Source organism: Candidatus Contubernalis alkalaceticus (genome assembly GCF_022558445.1).
In the GTDB taxonomy this organism is placed as follows: domain Bacteria; phylum Bacillota; class Dethiobacteria; order SKNC01; family SKNC01; genus Contubernalis; species Contubernalis alkaliaceticus.
In genome coordinates this window covers 2735391-2751102 of the sequence record NZ_CP054699.1, presented here as the reverse complement: position 1 = coordinate 2751102, position 15712 = coordinate 2735391, and the positions used below count along the sequence as shown (strand labels likewise).

Here is a 15712-nt window from a genome sequence, read left to right as displayed (position 1 = left end):
TAGTACTGACTGGAAAACCAGAGGTGCCATTTCATTATGGTATTTCTCTGTTTTTTTTTGGGTGGCAATACAAATACAATATTAAAAGAAAGGGGGAGAAAAATGAACGTAAGTACAGCATACGGTATTTATAAAAGAATGTTTGTGCTGCTGCAGCACGGAAGAAATGTTCAAGAAATACGAGAGGATATAGACAAACGTTATCCTACAGTGAAGGGAGACAGTCTTGAGGATGTATTAGAAAGAATATCTGAAAATATTTCCCGTTAAATAATCTTATTGGATGTTTTTTCCGAAAGGATGTTTCTATTATGAAGCACCTGGTTAATTTTTGTACCTTTAAAAACAGGATGGCTTGGTTTAATCACAACTGGGATACAATAAAAAAATTTATAAGTAATAACCAGCTGGATGGATTGGAATTAATAATTCACGGCGGCTGCTGCAGAGTTGAAGATATCCCTGAAGAAATAATACAAGGTATCCATCTGTGTTACTGGCCCATGTGGCTGGATTTTTGGAGGGGAGACCATAAGGAACTGTTGAGGCAGTTCAAATCTTTGGATAATATAAAAAGTTTCTACGGTGGATTAGAGCCGGAAGTTATGGTTGACCAATACAAATTGGAACTGTCAAAAGCGGTGGCTTTAAAAGCAGATTATGTAGTTTTTCATGTAAGTCACGTTGATATCGAACATATTTATTCCTGGGAATTTACATATAGTGATTGGGATGTGCTGGAGGCTGCTGCCCAGCTGGTTAACCAGGTCTTCGGTAAGGAGGATTTGGGGGTGGATCTTCTTTTTGAAAATTTGTGGTGGCCGGGTTTGACATTTTTAAATCCGAAGCTGATAGAAAAATTTTTGGAAAAAGTTCAATATCCACGGAAGGGATTTATGCTGGATACAGGACACCTGTTAATTACCAATCCGGAAATTAAAAATGGTCATGAGGCTTGCAGATATCTTTTAGAAAAGGTAAATAACCTGGGAAGTTTAAAAAAATACATTCGGGGTATTCATTTAAATAAAACGCTGCCGGGAAGTTACTTGAAAAGAAATTTTACTGAAAATCAACAAATACTGATGGAAACAGAAGACATTTGGGAGCGTTTCCTGCTGGCAAGAAAGCATATTCAACATATAGATCAGCATCTTATCTTTGACCATGAAGGTGTTAGAAGTTTTATCCAGGCGGTGAAGCCTGAGTATCTGGTATATGAAGTATTAACTGGATCTTTAAAAGAACTGGAGCACGCCATCCAATTGCAGAATAAGGTTCTCGGGCGTAACGGTTGCGTTCTAACATAGGTCTAACTAATTACCTATTGCAAATTAATTGCATTTAGCTTATAATCATCCTACATAAAGGTAGATTTTTTAGAATATAACATGAGTTAGAATAAATCTAACTATCAATAGTGCTTCAGGTGCCTCTTATATATTTTTGAGGGTAATAGGGAACCAGGTGAAAATCCTGGGCGGTCGCGCCACTGTAAGCGGGGAGTTCCGTTTTATTAGTTGCCACTGGTTTTAGATAAAATCCAGGAAGGCGAAAAACAGGAACTTTGATCCGTAAGTCAGGAAACCTGCCTTAAGCATAACACATAATACGAAAAACCTTCTTCGCAGGAAAGGGGTGCTGCATATTGCCAAACTTCTTTATTGATGTTTAGGTCTATGTTCCTCAGTTCTTCCTAAGGAAGAAACGGGGAATTTTTTGTTTTAGCCGTGAACAATCCTGGTGTACAGCCGGGAGGTACAGGGTGACAGGGAATTTGTGTATTTGAAATTAAGACAGGAGGGACAAGGAACCTGTTACCTTTTCCATCCCTTGTCCCCCTTGTCCCGAATAAGAAAACTTTAGAGTTGTACTGACTGGACAACCAGAGGTGCTATTTTTTTTAATTATGCATTTCTGGTTTTTTGTATTAAGATTTCTAATCATGCTTAATAAGTTTAAACAATGAGGAGGCTTATAAAATGTTAAAAAAAATGTTAATGGTAATTTTAATCACATTTACTTTTTTTATGATTATGTTTACACCGGGCTGCACTAATCAATCTGAAGAAAAGAATGCCGGGGATGTCGTAGAGGAGCAGGTGGAAGAAACTCAAAAAGAAGAAGTCGTTGAGGATACAGCACAAGTTAATGTAGAGTATGGCGCCGATTTTAGCATCGAATATTTGGAAGATAATGTTAAGAGAGTGGTTGATGGGGAAGGAAGAACATTGATATTGGTTCCCCGGGATGCAGTAGTGCCTGACGGATATGATGCTGACCAGATTATATATACCCCGGTGCAAAATGTTCTGGTTTGTTCAACAACATTTGTATCTCTTATGAATCCACTGGGTATTTTTGACAATATTTCCGGGGTAACTTCAGATACAGATGAATGGTTTATTGAAGAGATAAAACAGGGACTGGAGTCGGGAGATATCTCATATGTGGGCGGAAGCGGTATGGGAGAACCGGATTATGAGCTGGTACAAGCTCTTAACCCTGAACTGGCCATGGTTTATACTGGATCATCCGGGCAGTACTCATTAATTGAAAAATTTAAAGAACTGGACATTCCTTATGTGGTAATTAATGATTATACCGAGGATGAACCTATGGCCAGAATGGAGTGGATGAAGTTTTTGTCAGCCTTTTTCAATAAAGAAGAGGAGGCCAATAACTATTTCGCTGAGATTGAAGAGGCTTTGGAATCTATAAAAGAGAAAATCCCATCAGGAGAGAAGACCCGGGTTGTTTGGGGAATGGTTTACGATGGCAATGTATATGTGCCCAACGCCGGTTCTTACGTTGGGAAAATGATAGAAATGGCCGGCGGAGATTATGTCTTTAAAGATTTTGGAGTAGATAAAACAGGGAGTGAACCTATTACTTTGGAGGAATTTTACGCCCGGGCAGCGGAAGCGGAGGTATTTATTTATTCTTCAACTACCACATGGATGCCTTCTTTAAATACGGTTATTGAAAATGCACCAATTTTAGAGGATATAGAGACTGTTAAGCAGGAGAAAGTTTGGGTATTTCAACCCTGGTACTACCAGGCTCTGGAAAAAACCCATGAACAGATTGAAGATTTGGCAGCAATCTTTTATCCTGAAGCTTTTAGTGGATATGATTTAAAGCACCATTCACAGCTTATTAGTGAATAGTGAAAAGGCAGGTGTGAGAAGAAAAATTGGAGAGAAAGGCAGAGAGCATTATATGGAATTAGGTAAAGTCAGGAATACAAGGGTAGTTACAATATTTATTTTTCTTCTCTTTTTGCTGTTAGTATCTTTTATTATTAACATAAGCCTTGGTTCTGTAGGTATCGGAATCGGGGAAGTTGTAGACATTATTACGAAGCAGCTGTCCGGGGAGGGGGTTCATCAGGCAATTATCTGGAAAATTCGGTTTCCCCGAACGTTAGCTGCAATCCTGGGGGGGGCATCATTGGCAGCGGCGGGCCTGCTGCTGCAGGTGTTTTTTAGAAATCCTATTGTGGGGCCTTTCGTTTTGGGAATTTCCTCCGGGGCTACCTTAATGGTGGGTTTGGTGATTTTGGCTGGATTCACCTTTGGCATGAAAACTGTCTCTCCCTTTTTAATTGTAGGGGCTGCTTTTTTGGGAGCAATTTTAGTTATGGCAGTGGTTCTGCTGGTTTCAAGTAAAGTAAAAAGTATTGTTACTCTACTGGTGATTGGTTTAATGGTAGGGTATTTATGCAGTGCCGTAACCAGCTTGCTGACGGCTTTGGCGGAAAAAGAGAAGGTGCATGGATTTGTAATGTGGTCTATGGGCAGTTTTTCCGGTTACACCTGGCAGCAGGTGGGTATTGTGGCAGCCATAGGAATCCCCTTACTGTTGGCGTCCTTTTTCATATGTAAACCCTTAAATGCATTTTTGTTGGGGGAGGATTATGCCAAAAGCATGGGTATTAACATAAAATCCTTTCGTTTTGTTATTGTTTCTATTTCCAGTGTCCTGGCTGCATTGATAACGGCTTTTACAGGGCCGGTAGCTTTTATCGGAATGGCTGTGCCCCACATAGCCAGGATGCTATTTCAAACCTCCGATAACCGGGTTCTTATACCGGGGACTATTCTGCTGGGAGGCATTATCACCGCCTTGTGTGACCTCACGGCCCGGATGCTTTTAAGCCCTGTGGAACTGCCGGTCAGCGCTATCACCTCATTTTTTGGCGCTCCCATTGTAATTATGATGCTTTTAAAGAGGAGGAACGCAATGTGAATGTAATGAATACGCAGGAACTGGCTGTAGGGTACGGCAAAAAAATAATTATCGACCAGATTAATCTGGAGGTGCTAAAAGGTCAACTGATCTGCCTTCTGGGCCCCAATGGGTCAGGAAAATCAACCATCTTAAAGTCACTGTGCGGTTTTTTAGCCCCGGTACAGGGTACCGTTTACTTGAAAAATCAAAATATATTCAAGGTTAAGTCTTCTGAGCTGGCTAAAAATATGGCTGTTGTCCTGACAGAACGCCTGTCTCCAGGATTGATGACCAGTTTTGATATTGCTTCCATGGGGAGGCATCCTCATACTGGCTTTTTCGGTTACCTTACGGACAAAGATGTTGAAAAAACCAGGGAGGCGCTGCGTATGGTCAATGCTTGGGATATTGCCTACCAGTTCTTTAATGAGCTGAGCGATGGGCAGAAACAAAAGGTTATGCTGGCCCGTGCCCTGGCTCAGGAACCGGAGATAATTGTTTTGGATGAGCCTACCACTCACCTGGATGTCCGTCACCGCATCGAAGTGATGGGAATCCTGAACAAACTGTCCAGGGAGAAGGGGATTACCGTAATACTGTCCCTGCATGAGGTTGACCTGGCATTAAAAAGCTGTGAAATTGCTATACTGGTTAAAGATAACAAAATACTGGCCTGCGGCCCTCCAGAGGAGATTATTAAAGAAAACACTGTAACGGAACTCTTTGATATCAACTGTGCTCATTTTAACAACATACTGGGCTCTGTAGAACTTTGTTCCAATAATTGCAGCTCTTCCATTTTTATAATTGGGGGCGGGGGCAGTGCCACTGGTCTTTATCGACTGCTCTCTAGAAGGGGTTATGGAGTAAGCACGGGGGTTATCCATGAAAATGATGTGGATTACCACGTGGCAAAGGCCACTGGAGCAGTAATCAGCAGTGAAAAGGCTTTTGAGCCAATAGGAGACGGAGCTTTTAAAAAAGCCAATTCTTTAATTAACAGTTCAAACCTTATCATAGATTCCGGTTTTCCCGCAGGGTTTCTTAATAAACGCAATATAAGCCTTGCTGAACTGGCCATTAAGAAGGGGAAAAGAATTTACGCTCTCCGGGATGAAGCAGGCTGCAGGAAAATATACGGCGCGCAGAATTGGGACAGCATAATCTGCTGTAAAAACAGTGGAGAGCTTTTTCACCACATAACTCCTGATTTAGTGAAAGCAGTATAATTTAATCAGCATGGGAGGAATTAATTTTGATGATTTTTAAAACGGACCTGGGGGATGAAATTCACCGCTACCAAAAAAGTCTCGTGGTTCTATTCAAGGGAAAGAGAAAGGTGCTCAGCACATCTCCTATTAACGGGGGGTATAATGAGGATTTGAAGGCGGTTTTTAACAACGACTGCAACCCGGGAGCCGGCATAGCCTGTGAGTTAAAGGCGCCTACCTATGAAGAACACATGGAGTTAATAGCTGAAGAACTGGGCCTAAATTCCAACTCTGCTGCCGGTATTGGGACGGCTGCTTCAATGGACAATGTCTCTATACAGGTGGAAAATCATGAGGGCCTAAGCGTTACAGCTGTTGTTACGGGAGGAGTTGAGGTCAACGGCGGTAGAGTGGGGGATCCCGCCTCATATGATGAGAGGAAAGAGCTGGCGGAGGTAAAGAAGGCCCGGGGAACGATTAATATTATTTTGGAAATAAACGTAGATTTAACCCCTGCTGCCCTTACCCGGGCTCTGGTTACCTGCACGGAAGCAAAAACAGCTGCCCTTCAGGAATTGATGGCCCCCAGCCGATACTCTACAGGGTTGGCAACAGGCAGCGGTACTGACGGCACCATATTGATATGTAATGGAGATTCACCATATTTGCTGACTAATACGGGAAAGCATTCCAAGCTGGGGGAACTCATAGGCAGGTCAGTCAAGAGTGCGGTAAAAGAGGCACTTCATAAGCAGTCCGGCTTGAACCCAAAGGACCAGCGAAGTGTCCTTAAGAGGTTTGACCGCTACGGGTTAACAGAAGAAAGCCTTTGGCGGAGATACTGCCATTTGGCCGGGTCCCAACCATTACAGAAACCGGATTTTATTCATAACCTTCATGTCCTGGAGAGAGAGGCTAAGCTGGTTGCTTACGCCTCCCTGTACATCCATCTGCTTGACCAGTATGACTGGCAGCTTCTAAATCAATGGGAAATTGAGGAAACCGCCGCCGTTATTTTAGAAAATGTCCAAAAACTATTGAATGTAAAAGCACCGGAAGAGATTACTATTTCAGGGGATGATCATCTCATCGGGCGCTTAACAGGTTATTTTGAAGAAGTTATGGTCCGGGCTGCGGGGAAGTTAGAGGAAAAGCCTCCTCACAATATCCCGGGAGGTGACGGTGATGTATAGAGTTTTGTTTATTTTTGGCGGCCATGATTCTGCCTATCATTTACAGGAGGCCAGGCAGATTTTAGAACAGCAATATCCGGGACAATTTGAATTATATTTCATGGATACCTATAAAATAGATGATGATCCTAAAGAATATACCCGTTGTGTGCAGCAGGCCCATGACTGTGATTTTATATTTTTAATTATCCATGGAGGGTTAAGCTATTTTAAAAAGTTCAAAGATTTCTTTGAGAGCTGCTGTGGTAAAAAGAAAATATTTATTAATTCAGGGATTGAAGATGAAGTTGAGGAGCTGATGGATAGAACCGGCTTAACCCCCCGGGAGTATAGTAATATCTATCGTTATTATGCTATGGGCGGCAGTCAAAACGCCTTTAATTTGATTTTATGGCTGGCTAATCGGTTTAACCAGGGCAAATTTGTCATTGAAGAGCCCATAATGCCCAGGTGGGAGGGGCTCTATGACCCGGATGAAGAAATTACCCATGAGGAAAGCCATATAGGGATAATAGCCGGAAAAAATAAGCCGGTAATAGGGGTGCTCTTTTATACTAACAAAATTCAAAACAATAATTTGGAGCATATTGACTGCATAATTAATCAGATTAAAGCTCTGGGAGCAGTACCCCTGGCAGTTTATACTTCCATTACCAAAAATGACTCCCTGGGAACTAAGGGGATAGATTGGTCAATTGATAATTACCTGATGAAAGATGGAAGGCCTGTGGTGGATGCAGTAATTAATACTGCAGGTTTTTCTCTGAGTATTATGGCTAACCCTGGTGACGGTACCAAGGTGGTAGAAGAAAGCATACTGGAGAAGTTGGGAGTTCCGGTTCTGCAGGCCATGACCACATTTTTCACCCTGGAGCAGTGGGAGGAGTCCTTGGCAGGACTGGATATGATGTCTTTAAGCAGCAGTGTCTACCAGCCGGAATTTGATGGTCAGATTATCAGCGTTCCCGTGGCCTACAGCCAGGTGGTCAAAGACCATGTAGGGGAAAAGCGGATTTTCCGGCCTATTGAAGGGAGGGTAGCCAAGGTCTGTCGCCTGGCAGTAAATTGGGCCCGTCTGCGGTATATTCCTAACCATGAAAAAAAAGTGGCCATTATCTTTCACAATATGCCCCCCAGAAATGACATGATTGGCTGTGCCTTCGGCCTGGATTCACCGGCGGCGGTCTATAATATTGTAGAAAGCCTGAAAGAGACGGGCATTAAAACGGACTATAATTTTGCCGATAGTGCTGAAATTATAAACAGAATCATTGATGGAGTAACTAATGATACCCGCTGGCTGCCATCGGAGAAAATATTGGAGAACAGCGCTGCCGTGGTGGAGGGCCGCCGTTATAGAGACTGGTTTTCTCAGTTCGGGCAGAAGGTGCAGGAGAAAATGATTTCTGACTGGGGAGAGCCTCCAGGAACGTTTATGGCCTGGGAGGATAAGATGTTCGTGCCGGGGATTTTGAACGGCAATATCTTTATTGGACTGCAGCCCCCCAGGGCCTTTAAAGAGAAGGCGGAGGAAAGTTATCACAGCACGGATATGGTATGCCCCCACCAGTATCTGGGTTATTATCGATGGATTAAACATGTTTTTGGGGCAGATATCATTATCCATATGGGCACCCACGGTACCCTGGAATGGCTTCCGGGAAAAGAAATTGCCCTATCCAGGGACTGCTATCCCGACCTGGCCATTGATGACCTTCCTCATCTCTACCCTTACATTATTAATGTGCCGGGGGAAGGAGTACAGGCCAAAAGAAGGTCTTATGCGGTTATTTTGGATCATTTAATCCCCTCCATGGTGGAGAGCGATACATACGATGAACTGGCTTCTGTAGACGATCTTATTAAAGAGTATTACCATGCTCAGAAAGGAAGCCCGGGCAAAATCCCTTATTTACAAGAACAGATCTGGGAGCTGGCGGAGAAGCTGGAACTGAACATGGATTTGAGAGTGGATAAACAAAAAGCCCTACAAGATTTTGAAGCTTTTATAGATGAGCTGCACACCTGGGTGAATAGAATTAAAACTTCCTTAATTAAGGACGGATTACATGTCTTCGGAGAGGTTCCACCGGGAGTACGGTTTAAAAATATGCTGACCAGTCTGGTACGGCTGCAGAATGGAGAAGTGCCTTCGCTGCCGGAATCTATTTGTCGGGCCAAAGGATTGGATTATGAAAAGCTAAAAAGTGATCCCACCTGTACCTGGGAAGCAGGAAATACCAGCCTGATGATCCTGGAGGAAATTCAACGACAGGGCACGGAGTTAATGGATGAGCTGGAAACCCGGGATTACCGGGAACATAAAATCACTGAAGTCATTGAGAAAGTTTTTGCAGGCATTTATACCGGGGCTGAGGGAACTGACTTAAGCCCTCTGGAAAACTGTTTGCGTTTTATATGCAGTGATTTGAAGCCCAGGCTGGAGGACACGGTGGAGGAACTAAAATATTTAGTTAAAGGGGTAAATGGGGAATTTGTGACACCAGGGCCTTCCGGCTGCCCTACCCGGGGGATGGCCAGGATACTGCCTACGGGCCGAAACTTTTTTACCATCGACCCTTCGGCTGTTCCTACCCGGGCCTCCTGGGAAGTGGGGAAAAGGCTGGGGGATGACTTAATACAAAGGTATTTAAAAGAAGAAGGTAAATATCCTGAAAGTGTGGCCATTGTCATCTACGCCGGGGAAACCATGAAAACCTGTGGAGATGATATTGCGGAAATTTTGTATCTGTTGGGCATAAAACCCTGCTGGCTGGGGAGCACTGAACGGGTTATTGGAATGGAAGTAATCCCCTTGGAGCAGCTGGGGAGGCCCCGGATCGATGTAACTCTCAGGATCAGCGGGCTTTTCCGAGATACTTTCCCTAACCTGATAGGTTTCATAGAAGATGCTATAACTTTGACGGCGGGATTGGAGGAGGACCTAAAATCCAATTATGTGCGTAAGCATGTATTGCAGGAGGTAGGAGAACTGGTCCAGCAGGGGATTTCTAAAAAAGAGGCGGAAAAACAGGCTTCCCTGCGTATTTTTGGCTGTCCTCCGGGAACATACGGGGCCGGGGTGGATATTTTAATCAACAGCAAAAAATGGCAGGAGGTGGGTGACCTGGGCAAGGTTTATACCCTCTGGGGAGGCCATGCCTACGGCCGGAAAATTCATGGGGACAAGAAACAGGAAGTCTTTGCCCACAGGTTGGCCAACACCCAGATTACTGTAAAAAATGAGTCCTCCATGGAAATTGATATGTATGATGACGATGATTATTATAATTACCACGGGGGAATGATTGCGGCGGTGAGGACATTCAGCGGGAAAAAACCCCGTTCTTACTGTGGAGACAGCGCAGATCCCCAGCGTCCCGAAATTCGGGACACCAATGAAGAAACTGCCAGGATTATGCGGGCCCGGGTTTTAAATCCCAAATGGTTGGAGGGCTTAAAAAAGCACGGCTACAAGGGAGCCCAGGAGGTATCCGGCCTGGTTGACCGGGTTTTTGGTTGGGATGCTACGGCAGATGTGGTGGAGGATTGGATGTACAACAGGATTACCGAATTCTATGTGTTTAACCCGGAAAACCGGGAGTGGATCCAGGAGCAGAATCCCTGGGCTCTGCATAACATCGTGGAGAAGCTGATGGAAGCCAACCAAAGGGGGATGTGGAACGCCTCTGAAGAAGACCTGGAAAAGCTGAAAAAAATATATCTGGAAATTGAAGGGGATGTAGAGGAATATCTTTAGGAGGAAGAGACTTTGAAAATGCACATTATTGCTGCTGTGGGGTTGGATTTTGAACAGGAAGAATTAATGAAAGCTGCAGAGCTTGTAAAAAACATAAGTATAAAATTTTTTTCGGCAGCCCTTATCAATAACACAGATCAGAGAAAGGAAATCATTGATTTTGTTAGAGAAAAGGCTCAGGCAGTAATTATTACTGACCATGCCTGGCATACCGCTTCCGATAATTTTTGTCAGGACATAAAGGAGTCGGCGGGGGATATACCGGTGATTCCAATCGGTTCTGAATTGATTCAAAATCATATATATAATGCAGATTTACAGGTTATCAGTGAGAAAAATCGCTATTTCATTTATGGCGGGCCCCAAAATATGAAAAATGCCCTTCATTATATAGGGGTTAAGTTGTGGGGTATAGACGTCCAGGGGGTAGTTGAACCTGAAGGGGTTGCTCTGGAGGGAATTTTTCACCCTGACTCTGAACTTGTTTATGATTCCCTGGAGAGTTTTACCCGGTGGTATGAAAACCGCCCCTGCTGCGGGAAAGGCCCTTGGGTGGGTTTAATTATTCATCGCAGCAGCTGGATCTCCAATAATTTAGAAGTGGAAAAAGCCTTGATTAATGAGTTGGAAAATAATGGCTTAAAGGTAATCCCGGTTTTTACTTATGGTTATTGGGACTCAGAACTAAAAACAAAAGACTTTGATGGGATGGTGAGAGCTTACTTCTCTTTTCAGGGCCGGCCAGTTATAGAGGGTCTGATTAATCTCCAGGTTTTTGTGCTGAGAACCGTTGGGGCCGGAGGAGATGTGTTTCAGCAGGCGGTGGATAAAATGCAGCAGCTGGATATTCCTTTGTTTAGGCCTTTAATCAGTTTTTTTAGCAGCAGGGAACGCTGGGAAGAAAGCCCTCAAGGACTGACAATGGAGATTCCCTGGTGTTTTACAGTGCCGGAAATGCAGGGTATGATTGAACCCATGATTCTGGGCTGCAGGGAAGAGAATGGAAAATCCCTTCCTATTTTGGACCGAATAAATAAATTTGCCAGCAGGGTTAAAAATTGGATTTACTTGAGAGAAACTCCCAACCATGAAAAAAAACTGGTTATTATCCTCCATAATGCCCCCTGCTCAGGGGTGGAAGCAACAGTGGGCATGGCGGCAGGATTGGATGCTTTTGAGAGTACTGTTGGGGTTATGAGGGAGCTGCAAAAAAACGGTTGGAGTGTAGAAAACCTCCCCGGGGACGGCAGTCAGCTGCATAAGATGATTATGGAGAAAAAAGCCTACAGCGATTTTCGCTGGACTTCGGTGGAAGACATCATAGCCAGCGGCGGCTGTCTTTACTCTATGCCTATGGAGGGAAGTGATGGCTACCTTGGTTTTTATGAAGAACTGGAGGAACAGTGCAGAAAAAAGATGGAGGAATTTTGGGGGCCGCCTCCCGGTGAAGGGATGGTTTATGACGGCCGGTTAATTATTACTGGAATAAAGTTTGGAAATGTTACTGTTTTAGTGGAGCCTAAACGAGGATGTTACGGAGCTAAATGCACCGGAGAGGTCTGCAAGATCCTACAGGACCCCAGCTGTCCGCCGCCCCATCAATACCTGGCTGCTTTTAAGTATATAGAGGATATTTACAAAGCCCATGCTGTCTTACATGTAGGTGCCCACGGCAGTGTAGAGTTTTTACCGGGAAAGTCTAACGCACTTTCCAAAAGTTGTTTTCCGGATATTGTTTTAGGCAATCTTCCCAATCTATATATTTATAATGCCGGGGTTGGAACCGAAGGAATATTGGCTAAAAGGAGGACCAGTGCGGTAATTATAGATCATCTGCCGCCGGTCTGTAGTTTTCAGAAAAAAGAAGTAATGGAGCTGGTGGATTTAGCCAATGAATACCGGGAAGTTTTGTGTATGAAGAGCCAGCAGGTTCCGGTAATGGAGCAGCGGATAAGGGAACTTATCGCCTTGATTCCCGGGGCCCAGGAAATTATGCAGGGGGAAGGTCCCTTTCTTGAGAGTTTGGAAAAATTAAAAAACAGCTTAGTCCAGTCGGTCTGCCGTCCCAGAACTGAAAAAACCCATGTCTTTGGCAGAGAATTAGCCTTTGAAGATGCCTGCAGCTATATCCGGGAAGTGGTGCAGTCTGATTTGAAGGTTATGGAACTCTTAAGAAAATATTGGGAGCAGGATTACCAACTGCAGCTTTTTTTAATGAAATTTATTGAGAAGACTTTAAATTGCCGGAAGTTGGGAAGTTTGACGGCTAAATCATTATGTTCACAGGATTTAAATAGCGATTTGGCACATGCATTTGACAATTTGGGAAAAGAAGTTCAGGAAATATTTAATAAATTACAGTTAATCCCCCAGGAGATAACAAATCTTTGTCAGTCCCTGGAGGGGAGATATGTTCCTCCGGGACCCTGCGGTATGCCTGATGACAACGGGAAAAATATCATCCCAACCGGCAGAAATTTTTATCTCATGGATATAGAAAAGGTTCCTACCAGGGCTGCCTGGGAGGTGGGAAGCAGCCTGGCTGAACAGCTGATCCAGAGATATATAGAGGATGAGGGGCAATACCCTGAAAAAATTGCTATGAACATGATATCCTTAGACATTTCCCGGACTAAAGGGGAACAGCTTTCTCAAGCTCTATATTTAATGGGTATGAAGCCGGTTTGGGATCCCAGAGGCAGGGTAGTGAATCTGGAGGTTATTCCTTTGGAACAGTTAAATCGCCCCCGGATTGACGTAACGATCAGGGTTTCCGGCATACTGCGGGACTGTTATCCCCAGGCTTTGGGATTTATTGATTCTGCCGTTTGTAAGGCAGCAGCGCTGCCTGAACCGGAGGAGTTAAACTTTGTGAGGAAGCATACTCTGCAGATTGCTCAGGTGTTAAAGAAATCCGGGGAGGCTTGGGAATTGACAAGACAGTCCACAATTCGCATTTTCGGGGACCGGCCGGGCACTTACGGCGCTGGAGTGGATCTGGCTTTAAAAGCCAGTGCTTGGAAAAATGAAAGGGACCTGGCTAAAACTTTCGTATATTTTTCCTCCTATGCCTATGGGAATGCCCTGGCGGGACAGCCGGCAGCCCTGGAATTTGTAGAAAATGTAAAAGCTGCTCAGTTGGCGTATGATACTACTACTTCCAAACGTTGTGATATCCTGTCTTCGGGATTTGGTGCTTCGGTTCAGGGTGGGTTCAACCTGGTTAAGAAAGTCATGCATGGCAAAGAACTGAAGCAGTATCATGGTTCCCGGGAAAATCCCGAAGAAATAAAAGTCAGCAGCCTAGAAGAAAAGATGCAGGAAAACTTGGAGGAAAAGCTGTTCAATCCCTTATGGAAAGAAAGTGTTAAGGAGAAAGGGTATCTGGGAGCTTCAGAACTGATGCAGAGGATGCAGAATGTTTTTGAGTGGCAGTGCGTAACTGAAATATTTCCTGACACGGTACTGGACCGGCTGGTGGAGGAGTATGTAAACGATGATGAAATGAGGGAGTGGTTTTTAGAACACAACCCTTTTTCTGCTGAGGAAATCGCTCGAAGATTTTTGGAATTGTTTCAGCGGGAAAAATGGCAGGCAGATTCCGTGGTACTGCAAAAATTAAAGAGCAATTACCTGAAGCTGGAGGGAGACCTGGAGGAACGTCTGGGAGAGAACCAAGGGGAAATACAAGCCGGTACCATTGAGGTTATCAATGATGCAGAGGTTGAAGAATGGAAGGAAAAGCTGGAAGGCGTGGAAAAGCTTTTTAAAACAAATGATTTAAACTCAATCGGGAAAGGAGACTGACATGAAAAACAAAAAAAATACCTATCCCTTCTGTGCTATCGTGGGGCAGGAACAGATGAAAAAGGCACTTATTTTAAATATTATTAACCCTGCCCTGGGAGGGGTACTCATCAGGGGAGAAAAGGGTACTGCAAAGTCTACGGCGGTACGAGCCCTGGCGGATCTGCTCCCGGAAATGAAAGTAATAGAAGATTGTGTTTTCGGCTGTGACCCCCGGGAAAAAAGCACCATGTGCCAGAGCTGTCTGGAGAGGAGCAAAAAGGGAGAAACCCTTCCGGAAAGCACCCGGAAGATGATGGTAATAGACCTGCCGGTCAGCGCTACGGAGGATCGGGTGGTGGGCACCCTGGACATTGAGCATGCCATAAAAAAAGGGGAAAAGAAATTTGAGCCGGGGATTTTGGCTAAAGCAAACCGCAGCATTTTATATGTAGATGAAGTGAACCTGCTGGATGACCATGTGGTAGACGTTCTGCTGGATTCCGCCGCCATGGGGGTGAATACCATTGAAAGGGAAGGGGTTTCCTACTGTCACCCGGCAAATTTTGTTTTAGTGGGGACCATGAACCCTGAAGAGGGAGATTTGCGCCCTCAGTTGCTGGACCGGTTTGGGTTAGCCGTAGATGTCCGGGGAGAGGGGGAAACGAAGCAGAGAGTTGAAGTGATCAAAAGAAGGTTGGATTATGAAAAAAATCCTTCGGAATTTGATTTGAAGTATAAAAAAGAGCAGTCTGAACTGGGAGAGCAGATTCTAAAAGCCAGAGAAAATTTAAAAAAGGTGGTATTTTCGGATCAAATATTGGAGTTATCAGCTAGAATCTCTATTGAAATGGGGGTTGACGGACACAGGGCAGATATCAATATGATTAAAACAGCCCTTACCATTGCTGCTTTTAACGACCAGAGGGAAATAACTGCAGAGCATTTGTTGGAAGCCTCAGCGCTGGTCCTGCCCCACCGCATGAGAAGAAGGCCCTTTGAAGATGGAATGTTGGAGTTTTCAAAAGTGGAAGGAATTGTAAAGGATTATCAGGAAAGGAGCATTGCTTAATGTCCCGGGAATATGTTTTCCCCTTTTCTGCGGTAGTGGGTCAGGAAAAAGTGAAGCAGGCGCTGCTCTTAAATGCCGTTAATCCTAAAATCGGTGGGGTTTTAATAAGCGGGCAGAAAGGTACTGCCAAGTCTACTTTGGTCAGGGGCTTGTCGGGGCTGATTGCGGGAATGAAGGTGGTTGACCTGCCTTTAAATGTGACGGAGGATCGTTTGATTGGGACCATCGATATTGAAAAAGCTATCGCTACTGGAGGTAAATATTTTGAACCAGGTATCCTGGCCAATGCAGATGGAAATATCCTTTATGTAGATGAGGTAAACCTGCTCAGTGAATATATTGTAAACAGTCTGCTGGATACTGCTCAATCGGGAATCAACGTGGTGGAAAGGGAGGGGATCTCCTGTTCCCACAAGGCGGAGTTTGTTTTGGTGGGGACTATGAATCCTGAATAAGG

General features: G+C 44.3%; 10 protein-coding genes and 1 riboswitch. All 10 genes read left to right on the top strand.

Going from position 1 to position 15712, the window contains the following annotated elements:
* Positions 1-102 precede the first annotated feature (102 nt).
* The 10 genes from HUE98_RS13760 to HUE98_RS13715 all read left to right on the top strand — a co-directional run bounded on the left by HUE98_RS13760 (position 103) and on the right by HUE98_RS13715 (position 15710).
* Positions 103-270, top strand: coding sequence for a hypothetical protein (locus tag HUE98_RS13760; RefSeq protein ID WP_241421192.1), 168 nt, complete (start codon positions 103-105; stop codon positions 268-270).
* A gap of 41 nt (positions 271-311) precedes the next feature.
* Positions 312-1310: a TIM barrel protein gene (locus HUE98_RS13755; protein WP_241421191.1), complete on the top strand. Its 999-nt coding sequence runs from the start codon at positions 312-314 to the stop codon at positions 1308-1310.
* A gap of 100 nt (positions 1311-1410) precedes the next feature.
* Positions 1411-1610: riboswitch (cobalamin riboswitch) on the top strand.
* Between the two features lie 372 nt (positions 1611-1982).
* Complete coding sequence (locus tag HUE98_RS13750) at positions 1983-3170, top strand: ABC transporter substrate-binding protein (protein ID WP_241421190.1); 1188 nt, start codon at positions 1983-1985, stop codon at positions 3168-3170.
* A 52-nt stretch (positions 3171-3222) separates the two neighbouring features.
* Complete coding sequence (locus HUE98_RS13745; protein ID WP_241421189.1) at positions 3223-4251, top strand: FecCD family ABC transporter permease; 1029 nt, start codon at positions 3223-3225, stop codon at positions 4249-4251.
* A 5-nt stretch (positions 4252-4256) separates the two neighbouring features.
* Positions 4257-5462 carry an ABC transporter ATP-binding protein gene (locus tag HUE98_RS13740; protein ID WP_241423568.1) on the top strand — a complete coding sequence of 402 codons (1206 nt, stop codon included), beginning with the start codon at positions 4257-4259 and terminating at the stop codon, positions 5460-5462.
* A gap of 29 nt (positions 5463-5491) precedes the next feature.
* Positions 5492-6637, top strand: a complete 1146-nt coding sequence (locus tag HUE98_RS13735) for an adenosylcobinamide amidohydrolase (protein WP_241423567.1) — start codon at positions 5492-5494, stop codon at positions 6635-6637.
* Entirely contained in the window at positions 6630-10397 is a 3768-nt protein-coding gene (cobN, locus tag HUE98_RS13730) for a cobaltochelatase subunit CobN (RefSeq protein ID WP_241421188.1), read from the top strand. Before HUE98_RS13735 ends, cobN begins: the two co-directional genes overlap by 8 nt.
* 18 nt (positions 10398-10415) lie before the next feature.
* Positions 10416-14204 (top strand): cobaltochelatase subunit CobN, encoded by a 3789-nt coding sequence (locus HUE98_RS13725; protein WP_241423566.1) that lies wholly within the window; start codon positions 10416-10418, stop codon positions 14202-14204.
* 1 nt (position 14205) lies between these two features.
* Positions 14206-15255 (top strand): ATP-binding protein, encoded by a 1050-nt coding sequence (locus HUE98_RS13720; protein WP_241421187.1) that lies wholly within the window; start codon positions 14206-14208, stop codon positions 15253-15255.
* Positions 15255-15710, top strand: a complete 456-nt coding sequence (locus HUE98_RS13715) for an AAA family ATPase (RefSeq protein ID WP_241421186.1) — start codon at positions 15255-15257, stop codon at positions 15708-15710. The genes HUE98_RS13720 and HUE98_RS13715 overlap by 1 nt, the downstream gene beginning before the upstream one ends.
* Positions 15711-15712 lie beyond the last annotated feature (2 nt).

Bases quoted from the DNA above. Each gene is read 5' to 3' on its own strand.
- HUE98_RS13760 (WP_241421192.1), top strand. From the start codon at position 103: ATGAACGTAAGTACAGCATACGGTATTTATAAAAGAATGTTTGTGCTG.
- HUE98_RS13755 (WP_241421191.1), top strand. From the start codon at position 312: ATGAAGCACCTGGTTAATTTTTGTACCTTTAAAAACAGGATGGCTTGG.
- HUE98_RS13750 (WP_241421190.1), top strand. From the start codon at position 1,983: ATGTTAAAAAAAATGTTAATGGTAATTTTAATCACATTTACTTTTTTT.
- HUE98_RS13745 (WP_241421189.1), top strand. From the start codon at position 3,223: ATGGAATTAGGTAAAGTCAGGAATACAAGGGTAGTTACAATATTTATT.
- HUE98_RS13740 (WP_241423568.1), top strand. From the start codon at position 4,257: ATGAATACGCAGGAACTGGCTGTAGGGTACGGCAAAAAAATAATTATC.
- HUE98_RS13735 (WP_241423567.1), top strand. From the start codon at position 5,492: ATGATTTTTAAAACGGACCTGGGGGATGAAATTCACCGCTACCAAAAA.
- cobN (WP_241421188.1), top strand. From the start codon at position 6,630: ATGTATAGAGTTTTGTTTATTTTTGGCGGCCATGATTCTGCCTATCAT.
- HUE98_RS13725 (WP_241423566.1), top strand. From the start codon at position 10,416: ATGCACATTATTGCTGCTGTGGGGTTGGATTTTGAACAGGAAGAATTA.
- HUE98_RS13720 (WP_241421187.1), top strand. From the start codon at position 14,206: ATGAAAAACAAAAAAAATACCTATCCCTTCTGTGCTATCGTGGGGCAG.
- HUE98_RS13715 (WP_241421186.1), top strand. From the start codon at position 15,255: ATGTCCCGGGAATATGTTTTCCCCTTTTCTGCGGTAGTGGGTCAGGAA.